This window comes from Desulfitobacterium chlororespirans DSM 11544 (genome assembly GCF_900143285.1).
In the GTDB taxonomy this organism is placed as follows: Bacteria; Bacillota; Desulfitobacteriia; order Desulfitobacteriales; family Desulfitobacteriaceae; genus Desulfitobacterium; species Desulfitobacterium chlororespirans.
On sequence record NZ_FRDN01000025.1, the window covers coordinates 21527 to 30203 of the forward strand.

An 8677-nucleotide genomic window follows, 5' to 3' on the forward strand; every position below is an offset into this window, starting at 1 on the left:
TTCAGTGAATAGTACTTGATAAAAATGGATTAGATGTTTACAGCGATACTTTGGCAAGTCAGCGTTGCGCTCCGCGCAGCGATATGATTCATAACCTTAAGAACCGTCACCGGAGATTTTGTTAATTCTACGATACGATATTCCCTCGATGTTTTACCAAAGGATGCCCCAAGAACGGTTAGAATCTGGTCTCTCAAAACAGAGAATTTTTTCGACCCATTGATGTTGTGTTGGTCAAGCTTGCCAAGCTTCTTGATCTCTCCATGAAAAATCTGAAAATCACTTTGAAAACTCATTGGAAACCTCTTTCTTTCTTAAATACAAAATTTACACACAAGGTGTATTATATCAAGAATGGATAATGCTGTCAATAGGGTTTAGCAAATTAAATTGTTTCTTTTCATATAACTTCTTTTACTTTTTTCTTGACAAATATTATATAACAGGATAATATTTTTATAAATTATATATAAATACTTTGAAACCGTTGATTGAGAGTAGTAGGATAAGTTCTCAGGTTCAGAGAGCTGCAGAGGGTGGAATTGCAGTACAGGTAGACTTATCACGAATGGACTCATGAGGGTGATGCAGAAATTACCTTGATAAACCATGAAAGACGAATATCATGGTAAAAGTATGCTAGCCGGGAACTTCACCCGTTATCCATGAAGCGTATATGATAGTATACGAAGTAAGTGGCGTATTTACGCAATGCAGGTGGTATCGCAGAGATGGAAGTCTTTGTCCTATAAGGGGACAGAGGCTTTTTTAATTTTCTTTTTCGGGATAGAAAGCTTCAATCAAAATGGAGTTTTTTAAAATATTTACACTAAACAAACGAAAGGAATGAAACCACATGACGAAAACACCTTACAAAATCTATCTCTCCGAAGAGGAAATGCCGAAAAGCTGGTACAACTTGAAGGCTGTAATGAAGGAACTTCCCCCTCCTATGCTTCACCCTGGAACGCTAAAGCCCTGCACCATCGAAGATCTGCAACCTGTATTTTGTGATGAGTTAATCGAACAGGAATTAAACACTAAAGATTTTTATATTGAGATCCCTGAAGATATACGAGATTTCTATAAGATGTACCGTCCTTCTCCCTTGGTCAGAGCCTATTGCCTGGAAAAGCTGCTGGATACTCCCGCAGAGATCTACTATAAATTTGAAGGAACCAATACCTCCGGCTCCCACAAACTCAACTCCGCTGCCGCCCAGGTCTACTATGCTAAAAAACAAGGTTTAACTTCCCTTACTACAGAGACCGGCGCGGGGCAATGGGGTACGGCCCTATCCATGGCCTGTGCCTATTATCAAATTGATCTCACCGTCTATATGGTGAAGATCTCCTCTGAGCAGAAGCCCTATCGCAAGGCTGTGATTGAGACTTATGGCGGTAAGGTCATCCCCTCTCCCTCTGACACCACAGAAATCGGGAAAAAAATCCTCGCCGAAAATCCCGGCACCGGCGGCTCCCTAGGATGCGCTATCTCCGAAGCAATCGAAGTAGCTCTAAAATCTGAGAATTGCCGCTATGTCCTGGGCAGTGTCCTTGATCACGTGGTTCTCCACCAAACCGTGATCGGTGAAGAGACCAAGATTGCCTGCGAAAAGTACGGTATTCAGCCCGATATTATGATCGGCTGCGTAGGAGGCGGCTCCAATTATGCCGGCCTGATTGCTCCCTTCTTCGGAGATAAACTCCAAGGAAAAAATAACATTACCTTTATCGGTGTAGAGCCTGCCTCTTGTCCATCTTTAACCCGTGGCAAATATGCCTATGATTTTGGCGATACAGGAAAAACCACTCCACTTCTAAAAATGTACACTTTGGGCTCAGGATTCATTCCCTCCCCCAACCATTCCGGTGGTCTTCGCTACCACGGCATGAGCGGCATTGTATCCAAGCTCTATCATGATGGCCTTATGGAAGCCCGGGCGGTTGAGCAATCCAAGATCTTCGATGCTGCTACTCTCTTTGCCCGCAGTGAAGGAATTCTTCCCGCTCCTGAATCTTCCCACGCACTGCGGGTAGCCATTGATGAAGCCCTTAAATGCAAAGAAACCGGAGAGAAGAAAACCATTCTCTTCGGGCTCTCCGGCACCGGATACTTTGACCTGTCCGCTTATATGAATTACAACGCGGGCACCATGACCGACTTTATCCCTACGGATGAAGATTTAGAAAAAAGCTTTGCTACTTTGCCTAAAGTAGACTAAAACTGAAAGCCTATTTCCCTCATAAAAACCAAGTAGTAGAGCATGGATATCCATTCCGGGAAATCCTCTCTACCACTTGGTTGTAGGCCTTATAATTTGTCGTTTACTATAACTGTCCTGCTAAGGTTGCTTTATCCGTGCTGCATTCCATATCTTTAACTTTCTTGCCTTTGTCCAATACCACAACGGCAGGGGCATTGGTTACACTATATTTTTCAGCGAGGTTTTTCTTTGTTGCCATATCAACTTTCACCAATATGTACTCTTCGCTATGTTCTTTGTGAAGTTCTTCCATTAGTGAAGAGAACTCCAGACTTTGAGTGTCGGCTGCATTAAAGAATACCAGTAAGACCTTCTTCTCACTATTCAGGATGCTCTTTTGGAAAGTCTCAAGTTCCTCAATATAGCGTTCTGCAGCGACAGCAGCAGTGGCTCCATCTCCCGCTGCGGAAACGACTTGCCTAAGATATTTGATTCGGTTATCACCAACGGCATAGACCCCGGAAAGATTCGTCTCCATCAAATCGTTGACGGAAACATAGCCGCGGTGATCCATTTCTATCCCACTATCTTTTAGAAATTCAGTGGCCGGAATCATACCTACGAAGAAGAACACACCCTGGCAGGGGAGGATTGATGAAGTGCCTGTCTTTAAATTTTTCACTTTTACCCCTTCCACATTTTCATCACCTAAAACTGCCTCTAGAGTGGAATTCCAAACAAACTCCATCTTCTCACTTTGCAAGGCTTTTTCAGCACTGACCTTATTGCAATCCAAGACTCCTTCATCATGAAGGACAATGACCGTGACTTTACGAGCAAACTTGGTGATAAATATTCCTTCTTCAATGGCTTGGTCCCCACTGCCTACCACAACTACATCTTCTCCCTCGAAGAACTCGGCATCGCATGTAGCACAATACGCAACCCCATTACCGCGTAATTCTTTTTCGCCGGGGATATTAAGGAGTCTGGGCTGAGTTCCCACAGCAACAATGATCGCCTTACCATAGACTTCTTTTTTCTTCTTGGTTATGATTCTTTTAGGATCTTGATAAAGATCTGTGCTTACTACCTCATCTTTAAGAAACTCTACGCCAAAACTCTTAGCATGTCTCTTGAAATCTTCCATGAGCTCCGGACCGCTGGTATTAACATATCCCGGGTAGTTTACGATCTCACGGGTATTATCTGCCATTCCACCGATGGTTCCTTTATTGATAATCAGTGTCTTCAGCTTTGCCCTTCCTCCATAGATTCCTGCCGTAAGCCCGGCAGGACCTCCGCCAATTATGATCAAATCATAGCAGTTATCCACTTCTAAACCCTCTCTCTTTTCCAGTCAGGCATCTGTCACATGATAGGTTTCTCTCCAGCCTTATCCCAAGATTTCAGAAATCTTTGCTTGAACTTGCTCTTCCTCCACTTCTCCGGCAAACTTTCCGCAGTATTCGCCTTCATTAAAGAAAAGAATTTGAGGAACTCCTCTAAGGGAGAAGGTTTGATACAATTCCTTATTATCTTCTACATCAACATAATAAAATCCGAATTCACCTTCATAGTTTGGTGCTAGTTCTTCGAGAACAGGTACGACTTCTTTACAAACATGACAACTCTTTCTGGAGAAAATCACGAGGCATTTTTCTCCACTATCATAAATCTTTTCTTCAAAACTTTTGGAATCCAATTTTATTAATGACATGTTTATAATCCTCCAGATTTAATTTTACTTTTATATCCCTTTTCATCCTGTGATAATCCCCTCAATCACGATTTTAATGACTTATACTGAACATGACAAGCACCAATAACTTGCAACTTTCACAACTTTTTGTTGTACCTAAGATAAGGCTATCTATAACGCAAATTACTATCATCTATAGAAAAATATAAAGATGCTCAACCTTATCTTAGCCAAGGGTATCATGCTATAATGTACACAAGCACAACCATGTCACCATTACCCCTGTAGGAGGTGCTCCTATGAGAATTGACCATTTAAGGTACATCACCATCGTCGCTGAAACAGGTTCCATTAGTCATGCCGCTGAACGATTATACATTACCCAGCAAGGCTTAAGTCAAGCCATCCGGCAAATGGAAAGAGAGCTGGGGGTTTCTTTACTTAATCGAACTGGCAATAAAATTCATCTTACTCAAGTTGGAAAAAGGATCGTTGAGAAAGCCAAAGAGCTTTTAGTTACCTATGATGAACTTATTGATATTGCCAAAACAACAGGAGACAACTTTTTTCATACAAAAAGCTCAAAGCGAATCACTTTACTTACAACGCCCTTTTTATCCGGCACCTTGTTACCAGATATGATATGTCGATTCTCCCAAAAACATCCAAACGCCAATTTTGTGATTAATGAAAAGCTTCCTCAAGAGATTATTGAAGAGATCTGTGAAGACCGAAATGCTATTGGTTTGTTCAGCGGTTTAAGTGATCGATTAAATCACAAAGATTTTTCCAACGCTAATTTGACGTTTCAGCCCTTCTTTGAATGTGAGCAATTAGTCTGTGTCACAAAATCTTCGCCATTAGCCAATCGAAAATCCGTGAAACCTTCAGAACTGGCTAAATATCCTCTTGCTTTATATGATGTGGGACAAAATGCATCCCAACTTAGTGAATTACTCAAACCTTTCGGAGAGGTTAAAGTAATGTTAAGAACCGGCAACTCGAAACTTTACCGGGAGACTATTGCCAGCGGCTTAGCTATTGGTTTTTCCAACAGCTTTGCGGAATACTTCGAAAAAAGAAACTCGGTAGTCACCATACCCATCGAGAATACCCCGAAGTTTATTCTCGGCTGGGTTTACTGCAAAGACACGCCACGTAACGAAATGCAAAGCGAATTTATCGACCAGCTTATTCAATACGTGAATCGTATTAGGGTCAGTGCCTGATGAGCCTCTTCCCACCCGACGAATAAAAATCTTAATGAAGCAATCTGCTTAGATATCGATAATGAGCAAAGACCGATTAAGAGTAATTTCTAATCGGTCTTTTGCGTTGAGATGGTAACTATTGCTCACCCTCTGGTGCCTAAGAAGGGAGCCTTATATTTACGATGTTTCTTTTGGTTCGGGGAACGCTCGATGGACTCTTTAAAGGAACTTGCATTCTTGTCCATTCTTTTCCCATCAGAAAAAGTCTCATCTGTCAGAAGAGTATTTTCCATTGATAAACTCTTTAATCCAAAACTCCGATAGCAGGCGGGCACTTGCATGCTCATACCTCTCATCCTTTCCCTTTTTGACTCCTAATACCAGTCTATGCTCTTACCATAATCACAAGTCCATTTTAAATAAGAACTTGAAGTATAGCCAACATTGTTCTTTTTCGACAGCTACAAGAAACTTTTGTACTCGTTGTCTTACAATTAGCTGGCGCGGGTAAAATCCTGTTATAATTTTCCACTAATAGTTGAAACACTTCTGGACACATTATTATGGGAGGTGTAATTATGCAAAACCAAAATCAAAACTCTAGCTCAGACGTTCAAAGAGTAAAGCAAGAGATCCAAAGCGATTTACAGTCTGCTGCTCAAAGCCAAACCGGTTCCGCCGGTACCGGCAGCCAGAGCACGCAGTCCAGCAGCCAAGGTATGCAATCCAGCACCATGAGCTCTTCCTTAAACACTCAATCTGAAGTGCAAAAAGTCAAACAAGAGATTCAGCAGGATTTGCATTCCTAATCTTATCAATCGAAAAAACGTTTCCATTCTTAAAAGCCCAAAACCCTGGATGACCAAAGACGTCTTCAGGGTTTGCTTATGCCCTTATTATGTCGGGAAATTTTTCCGAATTTTTAGTGATTATCTTATTGACATAGATACTCGTGAAATAGTATACTAATCCCAAGATATCCCCTAACCCTAGGGGGGTATAAAAGATTTAAGCTATTAAGCAGGGCATCATCCAATATAACGTTTATGTCGGATATTTCAGAAAAGGAGTGTTCCTATGGCAGCAAGTGAAAAAGAAGACATCCTTATGCGTTTAAGAACCATAAGAGGACACATCAGCGGTATCGAAAAAATGATAGAGGAGGAAAAAGAGTGTGCAGATATCCTTGTGCAGGTTTCAGCAGTTACTAGCTCTATGAACAAAGTCAAGAACATGCTAAATAGACATTTCGTTGATCATTGCTTGGATAAGGTAATAACCGAAGAAAAAGATCTCAAATCGGAAGTATCTAAGATTTTGGACAATATCCTAAAGTTTAACGAATGATTGGAATGGGGGCGGTTCAATGAAAAGAGTACTCATTCTAGGGGCTGGTACAGCCGGTACAATGATGGCCAACCACCTTCAGCGCAAGCTGGATAAAAAATATTGGGCTATCACCATAGTAGACCAATATGAAAAGCACTATTATCAGCCAGGTTTTCTCTTTATCCCCTTTGAAATTTATTCGGAAAAGGATGTGATAAAAAAGATAAGTGACTTTATTCCCAAGGGCGTGGAATATATCAAGTCTCCAATCGAATTAATTGAGGCAGAAAAAAATCAGGTATTGTTATCTAATGGCTGGGTCCTTCCCTATGACTTACTGATTATCGCCACAGGTTGTGAAATAGTTCCTGAAGAAGTGGACGGTGTCATGGATGGCTGGCGAAAAGACATCTTTGATTTTTACACCCTAGAGGGCGCACTGGCACTCAGGGATAAGCTTAAAGATTGGCCTGGAGGAAGGTTGGTTGTTCACATTAGTGAAATGCCGATTAAATGCCCTGTTGCTCCTTTAGAGTTTGCCTTTTTATCGGATTGGTTCTTTGCCGAAAAGCGTAAAATTCGCGACAAAGTGGAACTTATTTATGTTACTCCTTTAGGTAGTGCCTTCACGAAGCAAAAATGTTCAGATGTCCTCGGCCACTTGTTTCCCCAGAAAAATATTCAATTGATCAATAATTTCAGTATTCCCCGTGTAGATGCCAAAAACAAGAAACTGATTTCGGTGGATGGTAAGGAAGTGGATTATGAACTTCTGGTTACAGTACCAGTGAATATGGGCAGTCCTTTGATTGAGCGCTCAGGCCTGGGCGATGAATTGAATTTTGTTCCCACCCATATGCACACCCTGCAATCCAAGGATTACGAAAATATCTTTGTCATTGGGGATGCTTCCGATCTCCCTGCCTCCAAGGCCGGTTCTGTCGCCCATTTCCAAGCGGAGATCTTAACCGAGAACATCTTAAACTATATTGCTGACAAACCCTTAGCCGCCCACTTTGATGGGCATGCCAACTGTTTTATCGAATCCGGCTATCACAAAGCCTTTTTAATAGATTTCAATTATGAACTTGAACCCGTTGAAGGTACCTTTCCCCTGCCTGGAATTGGCCCCTTCTCTCTTCTTAAGGAAACAAAAGTCAATCATCTAGGTAAGCTGGCTTTTAAAGCAATTTACTGGAACATGCTTTTAAGAGGTATCCCCATCCCCACAGTTCCCCCCGAAATGAAAACCAGCGGCAAGAAGCTGGATGGTCTCTATCAGCCTTAAAACAAAGGAGGAATTTAGATGCAAAAAGTTATTGCAGGTTATACCGTCGATGTGACCCAAGAGGGGTATTTGGTAAACCAATCCCAATGGAACAAGGATATTGCCTCTGAAATTGCTAAAGAGCTGGGGATTGAAGACCTCACCCCTGGACACTGGAAGGTCATCGAATTCCTACAAAAGGACTTTGCTGAGACAGGAAAAATTCCAACCATTCGTCGAGTAAACAAAATAGGTAATATTGGAACTCAGGAGCTCTACGCGCTTTTCCCCGAGGGTCCCCTCCTTAAAGCGACAAAAATTGGTGGATTAAGTAAACCCGTTAGTTGTGTTTAGAGAGGAGAATGAGCATGGCCGATGAAGAGAAAATCAAAAAGGTCTCCATTATAATTTCCAAGGGCTCCTTGGAAGGAGTCTATCCTGGGTTAATTATGGCAAACGGAGCACGAATGATAGGAATTGAGGCCAACCTTTTCTTTACTTTTTTCGGTTTGAACGCCATCACAAAGAGCAAGATGGATTCTATTAAAGTTGCCACGGTGGGGAATCCCGCCATGGGCATTCCCTCCCTTATCGGAATCTTGCCCGGAATGTCCGCCATGGCCACTTCTATGATGAAGAAACAAATGGAGGAATTGGATATTCCACCAATTCCAGAATTCATTGAGATGATCTCTGATGCCGGAGGAAAACTCTATGCCTGCTTAGCCACTGTGGAGATGTTTAAGTTAAAAAAGGAAGACTTTTGCGATCAACTGGACAGTATCCTTACCGTAGGGGATTTTTATAATCTTTCTGCCGGGGGGCAGATCATATTTACTTGAACCATTAAAAAGAGGCACAAGGCTTTGATATGCTCCTCCTAAAGTAGACCATGGAAATATCCAAATCTACTTTAGGAGGATATTTTTATGGCCAAATCACCGCATAGTGCCGAATGGAAA

General features: G+C 41.8%; 10 protein-coding genes. 7 read left to right on the plus strand and 3 right to left on the minus strand.

Annotated elements, in window-relative coordinates; translation table 11 throughout:
* Positions 1-29: 29 nt before the first annotated feature.
* The gene (locus BUA14_RS26535) at positions 30-296 is read right to left on the minus strand and encodes a hypothetical protein (protein WP_072775344.1); all 267 of its coding nucleotides are present in this window, start codon (positions 294-296) and stop codon (positions 30-32) included.
* 560 nt (positions 297-856) lie between these two features.
* Here BUA14_RS26535 and BUA14_RS26540 point away from each other — a divergent pair.
* A complete protein-coding gene (locus tag BUA14_RS26540) occupies positions 857-2224 on the plus strand; it encodes a TrpB-like pyridoxal phosphate-dependent enzyme (protein WP_072775345.1) in 1368 nt (455 codons plus the stop codon).
* 106 nt (positions 2225-2330) lie between these two features.
* Here the strand turns inward: BUA14_RS26540 and BUA14_RS26545 are convergent, their stop codons facing one another.
* Together BUA14_RS26545 and BUA14_RS26550 are read right to left on the minus strand one after the other, a co-directional pair.
* A complete protein-coding gene (locus BUA14_RS26545; RefSeq protein WP_072775346.1) occupies positions 2331-3542 on the minus strand; it encodes an FAD-dependent oxidoreductase in 1212 nt (403 codons plus the stop codon).
* Between the two features lie 60 nt (positions 3543-3602).
* Positions 3603-3926, minus strand: a complete 324-nt coding sequence (locus BUA14_RS26550) for a thioredoxin family protein (RefSeq protein WP_072775347.1) — start codon at positions 3924-3926, stop codon at positions 3603-3605.
* A 281-nt stretch (positions 3927-4207) separates the two neighbouring features.
* Here BUA14_RS26550 and BUA14_RS26555 point away from each other — a divergent pair, with 281 nt between their 5' ends.
* From BUA14_RS26555 to BUA14_RS26585, 6 genes are all read left to right on the plus strand, one after another.
* Positions 4208-5137, plus strand: coding sequence for a LysR family transcriptional regulator (locus tag BUA14_RS26555; RefSeq protein WP_072775348.1), 930 nt, complete (start codon positions 4208-4210; stop codon positions 5135-5137).
* 560 nt (positions 5138-5697) lie between these two features.
* Entirely contained in the window at positions 5698-5928 is a 231-nt protein-coding gene (locus BUA14_RS26565; protein WP_242954774.1) for a hypothetical protein, read from the plus strand.
* Between the two features lie 268 nt (positions 5929-6196).
* Positions 6197-6466 carry a metal-sensitive transcriptional regulator gene (locus tag BUA14_RS26570; protein ID WP_011461846.1) on the plus strand — a complete coding sequence of 90 codons (270 nt, stop codon included), beginning with the start codon at positions 6197-6199 and terminating at the stop codon, positions 6464-6466.
* Between the two features lie 19 nt (positions 6467-6485).
* Positions 6486-7736 carry a type III sulfide quinone reductase, selenoprotein subtype gene (gene sqr / locus BUA14_RS26575; protein ID WP_072775351.1) on the plus strand — a complete coding sequence of 417 codons (1251 nt, stop codon included), beginning with the start codon at positions 6486-6488 and terminating at the stop codon, positions 7734-7736.
* 18 nt (positions 7737-7754) lie between these two features.
* On the plus strand, positions 7755-8069 hold the full coding sequence (locus tag BUA14_RS26580) for a TusE/DsrC/DsvC family sulfur relay protein (RefSeq protein ID WP_072775352.1): 315 nt from the start codon (positions 7755-7757) through the stop codon (positions 8067-8069).
* Between the two features lie 14 nt (positions 8070-8083).
* The gene (locus BUA14_RS26585; protein WP_072775353.1) at positions 8084-8557 is read left to right on the plus strand and encodes a DsrE/DsrF/DrsH-like family protein; all 474 of its coding nucleotides are present in this window, start codon (positions 8084-8086) and stop codon (positions 8555-8557) included.
* Positions 8558-8677 lie beyond the last annotated feature (120 nt).

Excerpts from the sequence above, each read along its gene's own strand:
- BUA14_RS26535 (WP_072775344.1), bottom strand. The coding sequence starts at position 296 with ATGAGTTTTCAAAGTGATTTTCAGATTTTTCATGGAGAGATCAAGAAG.
- BUA14_RS26540 (WP_072775345.1), top strand. The coding sequence starts at position 857 with ATGACGAAAACACCTTACAAAATCTATCTCTCCGAAGAGGAAATGCCG.
- BUA14_RS26550 (WP_072775347.1), bottom strand. The coding sequence starts at position 3,926 with ATGTCATTAATAAAATTGGATTCCAAAAGTTTTGAAGAAAAGATTTAT.
- BUA14_RS26555 (WP_072775348.1), top strand. The coding sequence starts at position 4,208 with ATGAGAATTGACCATTTAAGGTACATCACCATCGTCGCTGAAACAGGT.
- BUA14_RS26565 (WP_242954774.1), top strand. The coding sequence starts at position 5,698 with ATGCAAAACCAAAATCAAAACTCTAGCTCAGACGTTCAAAGAGTAAAG.
- BUA14_RS26570 (WP_011461846.1), top strand. The coding sequence starts at position 6,197 with ATGGCAGCAAGTGAAAAAGAAGACATCCTTATGCGTTTAAGAACCATA.
- sqr (WP_072775351.1), top strand. The coding sequence starts at position 6,486 with ATGAAAAGAGTACTCATTCTAGGGGCTGGTACAGCCGGTACAATGATG.
- BUA14_RS26580 (WP_072775352.1), top strand. The coding sequence starts at position 7,755 with ATGCAAAAAGTTATTGCAGGTTATACCGTCGATGTGACCCAAGAGGGG.
- BUA14_RS26585 (WP_072775353.1), top strand. The coding sequence starts at position 8,084 with ATGGCCGATGAAGAGAAAATCAAAAAGGTCTCCATTATAATTTCCAAG.